The 13,805-nt window shown below is 73.8% G+C and carries 13 protein-coding genes; 7 read left to right on the top strand and 6 right to left on the bottom strand.

The genetic code is table 11. The features are described 5' to 3' along the window. Nucleotides 1-60 precede the first annotated feature (60 nt). Nucleotides 61-1,821, bottom strand: a complete 1,761-nt coding sequence (locus ACZ6B8_RS33870) for a DAK2 domain-containing protein (protein ID WP_471609656.1) — start codon at nt 1,819-1,821, stop codon at nt 61-63. 239 nt (nt 1,822-2,060) lie between these two features. Here ACZ6B8_RS33870 and rpmB point away from each other — a divergent pair, with 239 nt between their 5' ends. From rpmB to ACZ6B8_RS33855, 3 genes are all read left to right on the top strand, one after another. Then, the gene (gene rpmB, locus ACZ6B8_RS33865; RefSeq protein WP_016642993.1) at nt 2,061-2,246 is read left to right on the top strand and encodes a 50S ribosomal protein L28; all 186 of its coding nucleotides are present in this window, start codon (nt 2,061-2,063) and stop codon (nt 2,244-2,246) included. A 119-nt stretch (nt 2,247-2,365) separates the two neighbouring features. Further along, a complete protein-coding gene (locus ACZ6B8_RS33860) occupies nt 2,366-5,428 on the top strand; it encodes an AfsR/SARP family transcriptional regulator (protein ID WP_471609655.1) in 3,063 nt (1,020 codons plus the stop codon). Nucleotides 5,429-5,498: 70 nt separating this feature from the next. Continuing rightward, nucleotides 5,499-6,752 carry an FAD-dependent monooxygenase gene (locus ACZ6B8_RS33855; RefSeq protein WP_471609654.1) on the top strand — a complete coding sequence of 418 codons (1,254 nt, stop codon included), beginning with the start codon at nt 5,499-5,501 and terminating at the stop codon, nt 6,750-6,752. Here ACZ6B8_RS33855 and thiD read toward each other — a convergent pair. After that, nucleotides 6,743-7,537 carry a bifunctional hydroxymethylpyrimidine kinase/phosphomethylpyrimidine kinase gene (gene thiD / locus ACZ6B8_RS33850; protein WP_471086452.1) on the bottom strand — a complete coding sequence of 265 codons (795 nt, stop codon included), beginning with the start codon at nt 7,535-7,537 and terminating at the stop codon, nt 6,743-6,745. The two genes, ACZ6B8_RS33855 and thiD, sit on opposite strands and share 10 nt — an antisense overlap. Beyond that, nucleotides 7,534-8,502 carry a thiamine-phosphate kinase gene (locus ACZ6B8_RS33845; RefSeq protein WP_355811650.1) on the bottom strand — a complete coding sequence of 323 codons (969 nt, stop codon included), beginning with the start codon at nt 8,500-8,502 and terminating at the stop codon, nt 7,534-7,536. Before ACZ6B8_RS33845 ends, thiD begins: the two co-directional genes overlap by 4 nt. A 209-nt stretch (nt 8,503-8,711) precedes the next feature. Between ACZ6B8_RS33845 and ACZ6B8_RS33840 the strand changes: the two genes are divergently transcribed. Together ACZ6B8_RS33840 and ACZ6B8_RS33835 are read left to right on the top strand one after the other, a co-directional pair. Continuing rightward, nucleotides 8,712-8,945 carry an Lrp/AsnC ligand binding domain-containing protein gene (locus ACZ6B8_RS33840; RefSeq protein WP_356388917.1) on the top strand — a complete coding sequence of 78 codons (234 nt, stop codon included), beginning with the start codon at nt 8,712-8,714 and terminating at the stop codon, nt 8,943-8,945. 20 nt (nt 8,946-8,965) lie between these two features. Further along, nucleotides 8,966-9,460: a DUF3515 domain-containing protein gene (locus ACZ6B8_RS33835; protein WP_471609653.1), complete on the top strand. Its 495-nt coding sequence runs from the start codon at nt 8,966-8,968 to the stop codon at nt 9,458-9,460. Nucleotides 9,461-9,477: 17 nt separating this feature from the next. Here the strand turns inward: ACZ6B8_RS33835 and ACZ6B8_RS33830 are convergent, their stop codons facing one another. The 3 genes from ACZ6B8_RS33830 to ACZ6B8_RS33820 form a co-directional block, all read right to left on the bottom strand. Further along, nucleotides 9,478-10,659, bottom strand: a complete 1,182-nt coding sequence (locus ACZ6B8_RS33830) for a D-alanine--D-alanine ligase family protein (RefSeq protein ID WP_471609652.1) — start codon at nt 10,657-10,659, stop codon at nt 9,478-9,480. Between the two features lie 46 nt (nt 10,660-10,705). Then, on the bottom strand, nt 10,706-11,656 hold the full coding sequence (locus tag ACZ6B8_RS33825; RefSeq protein WP_471609719.1) for an NAD(P)H-dependent glycerol-3-phosphate dehydrogenase: 951 nt from the start codon (nt 11,654-11,656) through the stop codon (nt 10,706-10,708). A 74-nt stretch (nt 11,657-11,730) separates the two neighbouring features. Continuing rightward, complete coding sequence (locus ACZ6B8_RS33820; RefSeq protein WP_471086442.1) at nt 11,731-12,525, bottom strand: lysophospholipid acyltransferase family protein; 795 nt, start codon at nt 12,523-12,525, stop codon at nt 11,731-11,733. Nucleotides 12,526-12,723: 198 nt separating this feature from the next. Here ACZ6B8_RS33820 and cofC point away from each other — a divergent pair, with 198 nt between their 5' ends. Both cofC and ACZ6B8_RS33810 read left to right on the top strand, forming a co-directional pair. After that, entirely contained in the window at nt 12,724-13,359 is a 636-nt protein-coding gene (gene cofC, locus ACZ6B8_RS33815) for a 2-phospho-L-lactate guanylyltransferase (RefSeq protein WP_471609651.1), read from the top strand. A gap of 14 nt (nt 13,360-13,373) precedes the next feature. Further along, nucleotides 13,374-13,577 (top strand): hypothetical protein, encoded by a 204-nt coding sequence (locus ACZ6B8_RS33810; RefSeq protein WP_358709463.1) that lies wholly within the window; start codon nt 13,374-13,376, stop codon nt 13,575-13,577. The last annotated feature ends 228 nt before the right edge of the window (nt 13,578-13,805 follow it).

The raw sequence follows: 13,805 nt of genomic DNA, 5'->3' as shown, positions 1-13,805 counted from the left end.
TCCCCCGGATCCGCGCCCGGCACGGGTCCGGCACGGGTCCCGCGGCGGCCGGTCCGGGCGCTACTCGACGCCGATCAGCATCAGCTGGGACTGGCGGCCGCCGCGGTAGACGACGGTGTCGACGGCCAGGTACGTCTCGCGCACGTGCTTCTCCAGGTGCTCGGCGACGGCGTCGGGCACGGAGTCGCCGAGGACCAGCGTGACCATCTCGCCGCCCGCGGACAGCATCCGGTCGAGGACGGAGGCCGCGGTGCGGGCCGCCTCGGAGCCGATCACGGCGACGTCGCCGTCGATCAGGCCGAGCACGTCGCCGGCCTGGCAGATGCCCGCCATGGTCCAGGACTGCCGCTCGGCGACGGCCAGTTCGCCGTACCGGGTCGCGCCAGCCGCCGACGTCATGGCGACGACGTCCTCGTCGAAGCGCCGGTCCGGTTCGTGCACGGCGAGCGCCGCGATGCCCTGGACCGCGGAGCGGGTGGGGATCAGCGCGACCCGTACGCCCTCCGTGCGGGCCTGTTCCGCGGCGGCGGCCGCGGTGTGGCGCAGCTCGGCGTCGTTCGGCAGCAGGACGACCTCGCGTGCGTGCGCCCGCCGGATCGCTTCCACGAGCTCGCCGCTGGCGGGCGGCTCCCCCGCGCGCGCGTGCACAGTGGTCGCACCGGCCTCGCCATAGAGCTCGACGAGGCCCTCTCCGGGTACGACGGCGACGATGCCCCGCTGTGTGCGCTCCCGGGGCGGCTGCGCGGTGGTGTGGGCGTCGCCCACCCCGAAGTGGGTGATCCGGATCCGGTGCGGGCGGCCCGCCTCCACGCCCGCCTCGACGGCCGCTCCCGCGTCGTCGACATGGACGTGGACGTTCCAGAGGCCGTCGCCGCCGACCACGACGAGCGAGTCGCCGAGCCGGTCGAGGCGGGCCCGCAGCCGGGTCACGGCGGCGTCGTCGGCTTCCAGGAGGTAGATCACCTCGAAGGCGGGGCCGCCGGTGTCGCCGGACGGTTCGTCGCACTCGACGGCTTCCGCGTCCGCGGAGGTGGGTTCGACGGCTTCGGCGCGTGCGGGCGGGGCGGCTTCCACGCGCGTGTGCCTGGCGGCTTCCGCGCGGGTGTGCGTTTCGCTCCTGCGGGTCACCGTCTCGCCCGAGAGGGCGGCCACGAGCGCGCCGAGGACCGCCACGAGCCCCCGGCCGCCTGCGTCCACGACCCCGGCGCGGCCGAGCACCGCGAGCTGCCCGGGCGTCGCGTCCAGAGCCGCGCGGGCCCCCTCGTACGCCGCCCGGGCCACCACCTCGCAGTCGTCGGCACCGGCACCGGCACCGTCGGTGGTGGCGGCGGTGGCCGCGTCGGCCGCGGCGGTAGCCACCGTCAGGACCGTGCCCTCCACGGGGTGGGCGACCGCCTGGTAGGCGGATTCGGCGGCCCGGCGCAGCGCGCGCTCCAGGACCCGGCCGTCGGCGTGATCTCCCTCACCCCCGGCCCGGGGCCGGCCGTCCGGATCACCCTCGGCTCCACCGATGACCTGCGCCATCCCGCGCAGCAGCTGCGACAGGATGGTCCCGGAGTTGCCCCGGGCCCCCAGGAGCGCCCCGTGCGCCATCGCGCGCACCGTCTCGGCGAGCGAGGGCAGGGCGGGTTCGTGGCCCGTGAACGCCGCGTCGACCGCCTGTGAGGCGGATTCCACGGTCAGGTAGAGGTTCGTCCCGGTGTCCCCGTCGGCGACCGGGTAGACGTTGATGGCGTCGATCTCCTCGCGGGCCCTGCCGAGGGCGTCCAGAGCCAGTCGGGACCAGGCGCGCACCGCGACCGCGTCGAGGTTCTGCGGCACCTGTTCGCCTCCTTGACCATCCGGAATGGACGCAGCGTAGACCCCGGGTGAACACGGGCTCCGGGGCGGGGGCCGGGCCGTCCGTGGTAGTTTCGTTCTATCGAAGCAGTCGTTGTATGCTGCTCCGGTTGCCCGATACACATCGGGCCATTCCTCCTGGCAACGCCACTCCGATCATTGCACTGATCCCGGCATGCCGGGATTAACCGTAAGTGCATCTGAAGTCTTTGGAGTGACCCGTGGCTGCCAACTGCGACGTCTGCGGCAAGGGGCCGGGCTTCGGCAACAACATCTCGCACTCGCACCGCCGTACGCCCCGTCGCTGGAACCCGAACATCCAGCGTGTGCGTGCCGTGGTGAGCGGGACGCCGAAGCGCCTCAACGCCTGCACCTCGTGCATCAAGGCCGGCAAGGTCTCGCGCTGACGTCAGCGCGGCCACCTAGCTGGTTGCTGAAAGAGCCGGTCCCCCTAGGGGGGCCGGCTCTTTCGTCTGCCCGTACGCGCGGACCGGGCCCCGGCCGCCGTGCTGCCAGAATCTGACGGATGCGCTTCGGCATCCTCGGCCCGCTCGACGTCCGCGCCCCGGACGGCACCCCGCTGGACCCGGGCGGGCCGCGCCCCCGCGCGCTCCTCACCCTGCTGCTCCTGGACGCGGGCCGCGCCGTCTCCGTACGGCGGCTGACCGACGGGCTCTACGGCGACGAGCCGCCCGCCGGCGCCGCGAACGCGCTGCAGTCCCAGATCTCCCGGCTGCGGCGGCGGCTCGGCCTCGCCATCGAGGCCGCGCCCGGCGGCTACCGCCTCGCCGTCTCCCCCGGCGCCGTGGACCTGCACCGCTTCGAGCGCCTGGCCCGCGCGGGACGCGAGGCGCTGGACGCCGGGGACCCCGCGCGGGCCGCCGCTCTGCTGCGGGAGGCGCTCGGGCTGTGGCGCGGGCCCGCTCTCGTGGATCTGCCGGAGGCCGGGCCCCTCCTCGTCCGCCTCGACGAGCTGCGCCTCGCGGCCGTGCAGGACCGCGTCGAGGCGGAGCTGGCGCTGGGCGGCGGCGCCGAGCTGGTGCCGGAGGTGCGCGGGCTGCTCGCCCGGCATCCGCTCAGCGAGCGGCTCCACGGGCAGCTGATGCGGGCGCTGCACGCGGGCGGGCGGCCCGCGGAGGCGCTCACCGCGTACGAGGAGGCGCGGCACGCCCTCGCGGACGCGCTCGGCACCGATCCCTCCCCGGAGCTCGCCGCGCTCCACCTGGAGCTGCTGAGGGGCCGCGAACCGGCCAGGCAGCGGGGTGTGCCCGCGCAGCTGACGCGGTTCGTCGGGCGTGAGGGGGCGCTCGCGCGGATCGGCGCGCTGCTGTCCGAGGAGCGCCTGGTCACGCTCACGGGTCCCGGCGGCGCGGGCAAGACGCGGTTCGCCGTCGAGGTGGCCCGGCCGCTGTTGGACGTCTGCTTCGTGGAGCTGGCGCCGCTCGCCGACGGCTCCCGGGTGGCGCACGCGGTCCTCGCCGCCCTGGGCGTGCGCGACGGCTTCCACCCGCACGGCGTCGACGCCACGGAGCGGCTGCTGTCCGCGCTGCGCGACCGGGAGCTGCTGCTCGTCCTGGACAACTGCGAGCACCTCGTGGACGACGCCGCCCAGGTCACCGGGCTGCTGCTCGCCGCCTGCCCGCGGGTGCGGGTCCTCGCCACCGGCCGGGAAGGGCTCGGGATCACCGGTGAGGTGCTGTGGCCGGTGCCGCCGCTGGCCGCCGGGCCCGCCGCCCGGCTCTTCGCGGACCGGGCGGCCGCCGTACGGCCCGACCGGGCGCTCCCTCGGGACGCGCACGCCCGGCGGCTGACCGAGGAGATCTGCGCGGCGCTCGACGGGTTGCCGCTCGCCATCGAGCTGGCCGCCGCCCGGCTGCGCACCCTCACCCTGGACGAGCTCGCGGCCCGCATCGGCGACCGTTTCCGGCTGCTCTCGCGCGGGGACCGCACCAAGGCGCCCCGGCACCGCACGCTGCACGCGGTCGTGGAGTGGAGCTGGGAGCTGCTCGACGCCGAGGAGCGGGAGCTCGCCCGGCGGCTGACCGTCTTCTCCGGAGGGGCCACCTCCGACGCCGTCGAGGCGGTCTGCGGGGTCCGGCGCCCGGAGGACCTGCTCGCCTCCCTCACGGAGAAGTCGTTCCTCGACGTGGTCGAGGGACGCTACGCCATGCTGCGGACCATCCACGCGTACTGCGCCCGCCAGCTCGCCGACGCGGGCGAGGAGGACCGGCTGCGGGACGCGCACGCCGCGTACTTCCTGCGCCTGGCCGAGCGGGCCGAGCCGCGGCTGCGCGGCGGCGGGCAGCTGCCCTGGCTGGCCCGGCTCAACACCGAGCAGCCGAACCAGGACGCCGCGCTGCGCCATCTGACCCGCGCGGCACCGCACGACGGGCTGCGCCTGATGGCCGCGCTCTCCTGGTTCTGGCGGCTGCGCGGGCGGTACGGGGAGCGGACCGCGCTCGCCGTCGAGTTGCTGGCGGCGGTGGGCCCCGAACCGCCGGACGGCCTCTTCGAGGAGTACCTGCTCTGCCTGATCAACACCGTCGCGGGGGACGGCGCCGACCCGGCCGAACCCGCCCGCGTCGCCCGCGCGGACGGCCTGCTCGGCACGCTCGTACGGCCGCTGCGGCTGCCCGTCCTGGTAGTGCTCTGGTCCATCGCCGGCGGTCCCGCGCGGGCCATGCGGGACCAGATGCGGGCCCAGGTCGGCGCGGACCCGTGGGGGACGGCCCTCCTGGACCTCGGGCTCGGGTTCCAGGAGCTGTTCGCGGGCCGCGCGGACGCGGCCGAGGCGGCCTTCGCGCGTGCCCTCGCCGGTTTCCGGACGACGGGTGACCGCTGGGGCATGGCCAACTGCCTGGATCCGCTCGGCATGTTCGCCGACTGGCGGGGCGACCGGGCGCGGGCCCTGGAGCTGCTCGACGAAGGTCTCGTCCACGTACGGGAGTTGGCGGCGCCCGAGGAGACCGCGGACCTGCTGCACCGGCGCGCCACGGTCCTGCTGCACGGGGGTGACCTGGAGGCGGCGGCGGCCCACTACACGCGCTCCGCCTCCCTCGCGCGTGCCGTCGGCATCCCCGACAAGGTGGCGACCGCGCGGCGCGGGCTCGGCGACGTGGCCCGGCTCTCCGGTGACACGGCACGCGCGCGCGTGCACTACGACGCGGCTCTTCAGGCGTGCGCCGCCAACTGGTTCAGCCGCGCGGAGCGGGTGCGGATCCTGATCGGCCTCGGCCGCGCCGCGCTCGCCGAGTCCCGCGCGCGGGAAGCCGCCGACCGGTTCGAGCAGGCCCGCGGTTCGGCCTTCGGCGCCGACGTACGGGCATCGGGCGGCGGCGCCCGTGTGTCGGACAGCGGTGAACTGGCGGAGGTGGCCGAGGCGTTGGCGTCGTCGGCCGTGGCCGCGGATCCGGAGGAGGCCGCCCGGCTCCTGGGCGCCGCCCACGGACTGCGCGGCCTCCTGATCGCCGGCGACCCCGACGTCGTACCCGTGGAGGAGGCGGCCCGCGCACGGCTCTCCCCCGCGGCGTACGCAGAGGCCTACGAGCAGGGGCGGACCCTGCGGGCGGCGGCGGTCAGCGAACGGTAGGCGTACGGTAAGCGGCCGCCCCGAAGCTCCCGGCATGACAGAACGCATGCCGGACAGCACGGCACATCGCATGAGGGGCAGCACAGCGCCTCACCCGACACCCCGCACGGCGCCCGCGCCCACCACCCCGGACCGCCCCCTCGCCCACCTGGCCGTCCTGGTCTCCGGCGCCGGCGTCGCGGGACCCGCGCTCGCCCTGTGGCTGGCCCGGTACGGAGCCCGCGTCACCGTCGTCGAGAAGGCGCCCGCCCTGCGCGAGGGCGGCTTCGCCGTCGACTTCCGGGGCGCGACGCACCGCACCGTGCTGCGCCGCACCGGCATCTGGGACGAGGTGCACCGGCGCCAGACACACATGGGCCGCCAGACGGTGGTCGCGGCCGACGACCGGGACCGGGTGGACCTGCCCGCGTTCTTCATGAGCGGCGACGTGGAGATCCTCCGCGGCGACCTCTCCCGGATCCTGTACGAGCGCACCCGCGCCGACGTGGAGTACGTCTTCGCGGACTCCGTCGCCTCGCTGACCGAGGACTCCGAAGGCGTCGACGTAACCTTCGAGCAGGGCGCGCCCCGCCGTTTCGACCTCGTCGTCGGCGCCGACGGACTGCACTCCCGCACCCGCCGCCTGGTCTTCGGCGACGAGTCGCGGTACCTGCGCCACCTCGGCCACTACGTGGCGGCCTTCGGCATCCCCAATTACCTCGGCCTCGACCGCACCGCCCGCATCTACACCGAGCCCGGCCGCAGCATGATGATCAACAACTACGGCGGCGACCCCACCAGGGCGGGCGTCGTCCTCGTCTTCGGCTCCGACCGCGACGACCACCACCGGCACGGCACCGCCCGGCGCAAGGAGATCCTCGCGGAGCGCTTCGCCGGTCTGGCGTGGAAGCATGCCGCCACGGCCCTGGCGGGCCTGGAGAGCGCCGCGGACCTGTACTTCGACGCCATCGCGCAGATCCACGTCGACCGGCTCTCACAGGGCCGTGTGGCGCTGCTCGGCGACGCCGGGTACGGCGCCACGATGGGCGGCATCGGGACCGGCACCGCCCTGGTGTCCGCGTACGTCCTGGCCGGCGAGCTCGCGGCCGCGGGCGGCGACCACCGGGCCGGGTTCGCCGCGTACGAGGCGGAGATCCGCGCCTACGCCAGGAACTGCCAGAAGTCCTCGGACCGCGTCGGCCCCTTCCTCGCCCCGCCGACCGGGCGGAAGATCCGCAGCCGTGACCGGGCGTACCGTCTGCTCGGCTCCCGCCCGCTGGCCGGCCTCTTCAAGAGGCTGACGGACCGGGCGGCGAGCGGCCTCACGCTCAAGGACTACGGCTGAGCGAACCGCCACCCGTGGTCCACGGGCCCGATCCCGGCGCCGAGTGCGAACCCGGCGGCGATCGCCCCGGTGACGTACTCCTTGGCGGCCGCCACCGCCTCCGGGACGTCCTGTCCCTTGGCGAGCTGCGCGGCGACGGCGCTGGCGAGGGTGCAGCCCGTGCCGTGCGTGTGGCGGTTGTCGTGGCGCGGCGCGCGCAGCACGTGCTCCTCGGAGCCGTCGGTGAGCAGGTCCACGGCGTCGCCGCGCAGATGGCCGCCCTTGATGAGCACCCACCGGGGGCCGTACGCGAGGACGGCGTCCGCCGCGCGTCGCAGCCCGTCCTCCGATTCGACCTCGATGCCGGTGAGTTGGGCCACCTCGTCGAGGTTGGGCGTGGCGACGGTGGCGACCGGCAGCAGCCGGGTGCGCAGGGAGTCCAGCGCGGACGCCGCGAGCAGCGAGTCGCCGTGCTTGGAGACGCCGACGGGGTCGACGACCGTCGGCGCGTCCGTGCCCGCGAGCAAGTCCGCGACCGTCTCGACCAGTTCCGCCGAGGCGAGCATGCCGGTCTTCACGGCCTGGACGCCGATGTCGTCGACGACGCTGCGGTACTGCGCCCGCACCGCCTCCGCCGGAAGCTCCCAGAAGCCCTGGACGCCTTGGGAGTTCTGTGCGGTCACGGCGGTGACGACGCTCATGCCGTGCGTCCCCAGGGCGAGCATCGTCTTCAGGTCGGCCTGGATGCCGGCGCCGCCGCCGGAGTCGGACCCGGCGACGGTCAGGACCCGCGGCGGCGCGCTCACTCCGCGTCCCCGTTGTCCCCGAAGTGGTCCCAGCCCTTGCTGGTCCAGGGGGCGCCGTCCACGGTCACCTGGGGCAGCGCCGAGGGGTTGAGCACCTCGCCGATGACCTTCCAGCGGGCGGGCAGCTTCACGTCCGGCGGGAACGTCGCCACGATCGCGTGGTCCTCGCCGCCGTTGAGCACCCACTGCAGCGGGTCGACGCCGACGGCCTGCCCGATGTCGTTCATCTGCGAGGGCACGTCGACATCTCCCGAGCGGATGTCGATGCGCACCTTGCTGGACTCGGCGATGTGCCCGAGGTCGGCGATCAGGCCGTCGCTGACGTCCGTCATGGAGGTCGCGCCGAGGCCGGCCGCCGCGGGGCCCGCGTGGTACGGCGGCTCGGGCCTGCGATGGGCCTCCACGAAGGCGCGCGGCGAGCGGAAGCCGCGGGAGAGCACCGCGTGTCCGGCGGCGGACCAGCCGAGCCAGCCGGTCACGGCGACGACGTCGCCGGGCTGGGCGCCCGCGCGGGTGACCGGTTCGTGGTTGCGCAGATCGCCGAGGGCGGTGATCGCGACGGTGATGGTGTCGCCCCGTACGACGTCACCGCCGACCACGGCGGCGCCCGCGACCTGGCACTCGTCCCTGAGGCCGTCCATCAGCTCGGTGGGCCAGCTCGCGGGGAGTTCGGCGGGGACGACCAGGCCGAGCAGCAGCGCGGTCGGCACGGCGCCCATGGCCGCGATGTCGGCGAGGTTCTGCGCGGCGGCCTTGCGGCCCACGTCGTACGCGGTGGACCAGTCGCGGCGGAAGTGCCGCCCCTCCAGGAGGATGTCGGTGCTCGCCACGACCCTGCGGTCCGGAGCGGACACGACCGCGGCGTCATCCCCCGGGCCGAGCCGTACGGCCGGAGTGGAGGTGAGCCGCGAGGTGAGCTCCCTGATGAGCCCGAACTCCCCCAACTCGCCCACGGATCCCTTCACCGAGTCTCACCATGCCCTTTCGCGCTGCGCGGCCCCCGGTCGCGAGCCGTGTCTGTCGTCGGTACGGTCGATATGACCGTCCGCTTCTCTTTTTCGTCCACCACGATGTGCGCGCCACAGGTCCCCCGGGTCTCCCCGCGACGAGCGGCGACGCGGTACCGTGGCGTCCCTTCTCCCCACATGATCCTCGTGGCCGCCCTGGAGGTTCCGTGGTACAGGCGTACATCCTGATCCAGACAGAGGTCGGCAAGGCGTCGACCGTCGCCGAGCTGATCGGCAAGATCGCTGGAGTGATCCAGGCCGAGGACGTGACCGGACCCTACGATGTCATCGTGCGCGCCCAGGCGGACACGGTGGACGAACTCGGCCGCATGGTGGTCGCCAGGGTCCAGCAAGTGGACGGCATCACCCGAACCCTGACCTGCCCGGTCGTGCACTTGTAGCCCCCGTCTACCCTGGCCCGGTGAACATCCCCCGTCGCCGGCGCCGCCTCCTCATGGGAACGTCCGCTCTCGCGCTGTTGATCACGACAGCCTGCTCCTCTACGGACGACGGGGCGTCGGTGGCGGTTCCTTCCCCGGACGCGAAGACCGCCGGACTCTGCCGGGATCTGCACGAACACCTTCCGCGGGAAGTCGACGGGCTGGAGCGCACCGATCCGGCGCCGACGTCGGACCTGACCGCCGGGTGGGGAGACCCGGCGATCATACTGCGCTGCGGTGTGCCGCGGCCCCCGGAGATGATCGACCCCGACTACGCCGCGCAGAACAGCGTGAAGGTGAACGGCGTCGCCTGGCTCCTGCAGAAGCGCGACGACGGCTCCTACACCTTCACCACCGGGGCACGGCTCGCTTACGTGGAGGTGACGCTGCCCGAGGAGCGGGCCGGGGACGGCCTCGGCCCGCTCACGGACTTCGCCGCCCCCGTCAGGAGGACGATCCCCACTGGGATCGCCTAGAGCCTCCCGGGCCCGCGCTAGCGCAGCCCCGTGGAGCGGTTCAGGGCCGACTGGATGAGCCGGTCCACCAGCTCCGCGTAGCCGACGCCGCTCTTCTCCCACATCTGCGGGTACATCGAGATGGGCGTGAAGCCCGGCATCGTGTTGATCTCGTTGATCACGAACCGGCCGTCCTCGGTGAGGAAGAAGTCCGCGCGCACCAGGCCCTCGCAGGACGCCGCCTCGAACGCCTCGACCGCGAGCCGCTGGATCTCGGCGGTCTCCTCGGGCGTCAGCGGCGCCGGCACGATGCCGGGCGTCGAGTCGATGTACTTGGCCTCGAAGTCGTAGTAGTCGTGCGTCTGCACCGGCGGGATCTCGGCCGGGACGCTCGCCCGCGGGCCGTCCTCGAACTCCAGGACGCCGCACTCGATCTCGCGGCCGCGCAGCAGCGCCTCGACGAGGATCTTGGGGTCGTGGCGCTGCGCCTCGGCGATCGCCTCGTCCAGGCCGTCGAAGGAGTCGACCTTCGTGATGCCGATCGAGGAGCCCGCGCGCGCGGGCTTGATGAACAGCGGCCAGCCGTGCTCACCGGCGAAGTCGGCGATGCGCTGCCGCGCGCCCGCCTCGTCCTGGCGCCACTCGCGGGGGCGGATCACCAGGTACGGGCCGACGTTCAGCCCGAAGGAGGCGAACACCCGCTTCATGTAGTCCTTGTCCTGGCCGACGGCCGAGGCGAGGACACCGGAGCCCACATAGGGCACTCCGGAGAGTTCGAGCAGCCCCTGGAGGGTGCCGTCCTCTCCGTAGGGGCCGTGCAGCATCGGGAAGACGACGTCGACCTCGCCGAGCGCCTTGGGCACGGAGCCCGGCTCGCTGTAGACGACCTCGCGGTTGCCGGGGTCGACCGGCAGGACGACGCCGCCCTCCACGGAGTCGGCGAGTTCGGTGACGTTCGGCATCCTGCGGTCGGCGATGGCCATCCGCTCGGGCTCGTCGGCCGTCAGCGCCCAACGGCCGTCCGTGGTGATGCCGATCGGCAGGACGTCGTACTTGGTGCGGTCGATGGCGCCGAGGATGGCGCCGGCCGTGACGACGGAGATGCCGTGCTCCGAGCTGCGGCCGCCGAACACGACGGCCACGCGCGGCTTGCGGAGCGGCTGCCCAGAGCTCGGCTCGGGGCGCGGCTCAGGGCTCTGGGGGAGGTTCTCGCTGCTCATATCGCGTTGAGGGTACCCGCTGGCCCGTGCGGAGTCAGGCCTGGCGTCAGCGGCGTTCGGGCTTGGCGCTGCGCGACATGAGGTCCTTGAGGGCGACCACGGGGGGCGTGCCCTCGTGCACGATGCCGACGACCGTCTCCGTGATCGGCATGTCGACGCCGTGCCTGCGGGCCAGATCCAGCACGGACTGGCAGGACTTGACGCCCTCGGCGGTCTGCTTGGTGACCGCGATGGTCTCCTGCAGGGTCATGCCCTTGCCGAGGTTGGTGCCGAAGGTGTGGTTGCGCGACAGCGGCGACGAACAGGTCGCCACCAGGTCGCCCAGCCCCGCGAGTCCGGAGAACGTCAGCGGGTCGGCGCCCATGGCGAGCCCGAGCCGGGTGGTCTCGGCGAGGCCGCGGGTGATGAGCGAGCCCTTGGCGTTGTCGCCGAGGCCCATGCCGTCCGCGATGCCGACGGCGAGGCCGATGACGTTCTTGACCGCCCCGCCGAGCTCGCAGCCCACCACGTCGGTGTTGGTGTACGGGCGGAAGTACGGCGTGTGGCAGGCCGTCTGAAGGCGCCGGGCGATGGCCTCGTCCCGGCAGGCCACCACGGCGGCGGCGGGCTGCCGTGCGGCGATCTCGCGGGCGAGGTTGGGCCCGGTGACGACGGCGACGCGGTCCGCGGCGACCTTGGTGACGTCCTCGATCACTTCGCTCATCCGCATCGCGGAGCCCAGTTCGACGCCCTTCATGAGGGAGACGAGCACGGTTCGCGGGGTCAGCAGCGGCGCCCATGCGGCGAGGTTCCCGCGCAGCGTCTGCGAGGGCACGGCGAGCACCGTGAAGTCGGCGTCCGCGGCGGCCTCCGCGGGGTCGGTGGTCGCCCGCAGGTTCTCGGGGAGCGCGACGCCGGGGAGGTAGTCCGGGTTGGTCCGCGTGGAGTTGACTGCGTCGACGAGTTCGGCGCGGCGGCCCCACAGGGTGACGTCGCAGCCCGCGTCGGCGAGCACCATGCCGAAGGCCGTACCCCAGGAGCCCGTTCCGAAGACGGCGGCCTTCACGCGGCCCGCCGAGTTCACGGGGTTCGTCACTTGCTGTCCTCCGGGGTGCTCTCTGGGGTGCTCTCTGCCGTGCCCTGCGCGGCGCTGCGGGCGGCTGCCTTGCGTCGCTGTTCCCGCCGCGCCCTGCGGGGGTCGTACGGCGTCTCGGGGGCCTTCTCGCCCCGGACCTCCTCCAGGAGTTCGGTGATCGCGGCCATGATGGCCTCGGTCACCTCGCGCAGCACCTCGGCCGTCGGCTCCTTGCCGTAGAAGCGCGACAGGTCGACGGGCGGGCCCGCCTTCACCTGGAGGGTCTTGCGCGGGAAGAAGGAGGGCTTCTTGCTGTACGGCGCGAGCGCGAGGTTGGCGCCCCACTGGGCGACGGGGATCACCGGGCACTGGGTCTTCAGGGCGACCCGCGCGGCCCCGGACTTGGCCGTCATCGGCCACATGTCGGGGTCCCTGGTGAGGGTGCCCTCGGGGTAGAAGGCGACGCACTCGCCGCGCTCGATGGCGTCGACCGCGGCACGGAAGGCGTCGAGCGCGTTCGTGGTCTCGCGGTAGACCGGGATCTGGCCCGTGCCCTTCATGACCTTGGCGACGAAACCGCCCTTGAAAAGGCCGTCCTTTGCCAGGAAACGCGGCACTCGTCCGGTGTTGTACTGGAAGTGCGCGTACGAGAACGGGTCGATATGGGAGTTGTGATTGACCGCGGTGATGAATCCACCATCAGCAGGAATGTGCTCCATTCCTCGCCAGTCCCGCTTGAACAGAACCACCAGCGGCGGTTTTGCAATCACCGCCGCAAGGCGGTACCAGAAGCCGATTCTGCGGCGGGACACGCGGACACCTTCCTCCATGAGCCTGTTCGGCCGCACAAGTGTCGCCCCAGGCTGCCGGTCTGTCGAGAACACCGTACGCCCACCCGACTTCCGCCACCGCTCCTGTGTGCGGACCCCGCGCACCACCCCCTCCCCGCTCCCCCGCGTCCCGGCCCCTCAGCAGGTCACAATGGGCGCGACGCGAAGGACGGAGCGCCCGTGCAGTGGACCCTGGTCATCCCCCTGAAACCGCTGGCGCGCGCCAAGAGCAGGCTCGCCGCCGCCTCCGGTGAGGGGCTGCGCCCCGGCCTGGCCCTGGCGTTCGCGCAGGACACCGTGGCCGCGGTGCTCGCGTGCCCGGCGGTGCGGGATGTGGCGGTCGTCACGGACGACGCCCTCGCGCGCCGCGAGCTGGTGGCGCTGGGCGCCCGCGTCGTCCCCGACGCCCCCGGTGGCGGCCTCAACGCCGCTCTGGCCCACGGCGCGGCCCTGGTGCGCGCCGAACGCCCCGAGGCTCCCGTCGCGGCCCTGAACGCCGATCTGCCGGCCCTGCGCCCGCCGGAATTGGCGCGTGCCCTCGACGAGGCCGCCGCATTTCCCCGCGCATTCATGCCGGATGCCGCGGGAATCGGCACGACGCTGCTGTGCGCGAAGGCCGGAACGGAATTGCGCCCCGCGTTCGGTACGGCCTCACGGGCCCGGCACGCGGCGTCCGGAGCGGTGGAACTCCGACTCGCCGGAGTCGATTCCGTACGGCAGGACGTGGACACCGGCGAGGACCTGCGGGCCGCCTTCGCGCTCGGCGTGGGGCCGCGCACCGCGGCGGCCGCGGCCCGGCTGCTCATCGCGGACTGAGTACGCTGCTCCCCATGCAGGCCACCGCGTACACGTACGACTCCGAGACCCGCAGCGGCAGCGTGCTGCTCGACGACGGCACCCCCGTGCCCTTCGGGGCGCCCGCGTTCGACGCGGGCGGGCTGCGGCTGCTGCGGCCGGGCCAGCGCGTGCGCATCGAGGTCGACGGCGAGGGCGAGGCGCGCCGCATCACCCTGGTGACCCTGCAGACGTTCTAGGACCGGCGGAACCGGCCGGGAAAGCCGGGACAGCCGGGAAGGCGGGGACACACGACGCGGGCCGGGCTCCCCCGTGGGAGTCCGGCCCGGCGCGTGAGTGCCCTCGTGCCCCTACTTCTTGCGGGCCGTGGCCTTCTTGGCGGTCGTCTTGCGCGCCGTCGACTTCTTGGCGGGCGCCTTCTTGGCGGTGGCCTTCTTGGCCGGCGCGGTCTTCTTGGCCGTGGCCTT

This window comes from Streptomyces sp. NPDC041122 (genome assembly GCF_055592445.1).
Note: the sequence above shows the minus strand (reverse complement) of the source record. Positions and strands in the feature narration are given on the sequence as shown.

What these genes read in the sequence shown, in the direction of transcription:
- ACZ6B8_RS33810 (WP_358709463.1), top strand. Translation starts at nt 13,374, where the DNA reads ATGCAGGCCACCGCGTACACGTACGACTCCGAGACCCGCAGCGGCAGC.
- ACZ6B8_RS33855 (WP_471609654.1), top strand. Translation starts at nt 5,499, where the DNA reads ATGAGGGGCAGCACAGCGCCTCACCCGACACCCCGCACGGCGCCCGCG.
- ACZ6B8_RS33825 (WP_471609719.1), bottom strand. Translation starts at nt 11,656, where the DNA reads ATGGTGCTCGCCGACGCGGGCTGCGACGTCACCCTGTGGGGCCGCCGC.
- ACZ6B8_RS33830 (WP_471609652.1), bottom strand. Translation starts at nt 10,659, where the DNA reads ATGAGCAGCGAGAACCTCCCCCAGAGCCCTGAGCCGCGCCCCGAGCCG.
- ACZ6B8_RS33860 (WP_471609655.1), top strand. Translation starts at nt 2,366, where the DNA reads ATGCGCTTCGGCATCCTCGGCCCGCTCGACGTCCGCGCCCCGGACGGC.